Source organism: Candidatus Frankia alpina, assembly GCF_902806485.1.
Classification (GTDB): Bacteria; Actinomycetota; Actinomycetes; order Frankiales; family Frankiaceae; genus Frankia; species Frankia alpina.
Genome location: NZ_CADCWT010000485.1, coordinates 1 through 1,199, shown reverse-complemented (window position 1 = coordinate 1,199; position 1,199 = coordinate 1). Strand labels below are relative to the sequence as shown.

2 protein-coding genes are annotated in these 1,199 nt (G+C 62.1%); one reads left to right on the top strand and one right to left on the bottom strand.

The window, feature by feature from the left end; translation table 11 throughout:
- Positions 1-30: 30 nt before the first annotated feature.
- Positions 31-759 carry a hypothetical protein gene (locus G6R25_RS28490; protein ID WP_235949538.1) on the bottom strand — a complete coding sequence of 243 codons (729 nt, stop codon included), beginning with the start codon at positions 757-759 and terminating at the stop codon, positions 31-33.
- Between the two features lie 30 nt (positions 760-789).
- On the opposite strand from G6R25_RS28490, the gene G6R25_RS28485 reads away from it, so the two are divergent.
- Positions 790-1,199 (top strand): hypothetical protein (locus tag G6R25_RS28485; protein WP_235949537.1); only part of this gene is annotated, 410 nt, incomplete at its 3' end.

Here is a 1,199-nt window from a genome sequence, read left to right as displayed (position 1 = left end):
GGGCCAATACTCCGCGTAGCAGATCGCAACCTAAAACGATCTTCCCGGGGCCCTGGCGCGAACCCCTTCACCAACAAGGAAGGACGGAGAGGTCGCCGATTCCAGAAAGCTGTCGCCGGACTCGACGGCGTCGGGGACGAAAAGCCGGTTCGCCGCCCAGAACTGCTGCCGCTTCGGCACACCCCGCGGGTAGATTCGGTGCACGGCGATCGCCGCCGTCGACTGATCATTCAGTAGAATCGAGAGATCGCCGGCGTCCAACCGCTCGCCCGTGAGCGGAGATCTTGGCCTCAACGCCCACCAAGAACAGGGTATTATCTTTCCGACCGCCTCGTTCGTCCGGAAACGCCGCGCATTCGGAAGAGTCCGAACGGAGGATTCCATCGATTTGGTGAGCCCCTGAACGGAGTCCTCCACCCGGCCGGGTTTCACGACGGCGCAAAGGATTCTACTCATCTGCGTGAAGCTTCCCTTGAACACGGTCGGTCCGCTGATGGCCGCCCGCCAGTAGAATCTACGAAGAAGCAGCCGGTTTCGATCCCCTGGGTCGGGAAAATGCGCGAAGAAGCGAACGAGAACCACAAGGAGCGCGCGATAGGTCAGCAACGAAAGATGCGGCACACCGACGTCGTCCTGAAGAAAACGCACCGCCCGCACCAGAGCCGCCTCTCCCTCTGCGTACGCTGCCTCCTGCGACTCGTCGGAGTTCTCCGCGGTCCGCCGGTTGTCCGCGGAGAACTCGTTGCGGATGTCGCGCATGGGATCCTGGCCACGACGAGCGAGGATCGAGTGCAGGACCGTATTCGCGTCGATCAGACCGAAGCCGGTCTCCGCGTCCACCCGCTCGGCGATGCGGGCAAGGGAGAGCCGTTCCGCCGCACCCTCCTCCGGGCCTGCGAACAGAGCCGAGAATATCTCGGCCCGACTCAATCGCTTCCCGTAGTTGTTCATCCGGTCGAAGATGTCGGTCAGGATCTTTTCATCATCCTGCCTGACCAGATAGGCCGGGATCTTGTAGGTGCGGAGCGCCTTGGCTATACGCTGCGCCTCCGGAAAGTACTCGCGGGCACCTCGGGCAGGGTCGGCGAACCAGTCGATCAGCCTGACCAGATCGAAGAGAACCGGCAGCGGCAGGTGATGCTCCTCGAGCTCCCTGGGTCAATCGACGAACTGCTGCTCTTTGAAGTCGTAATACACTG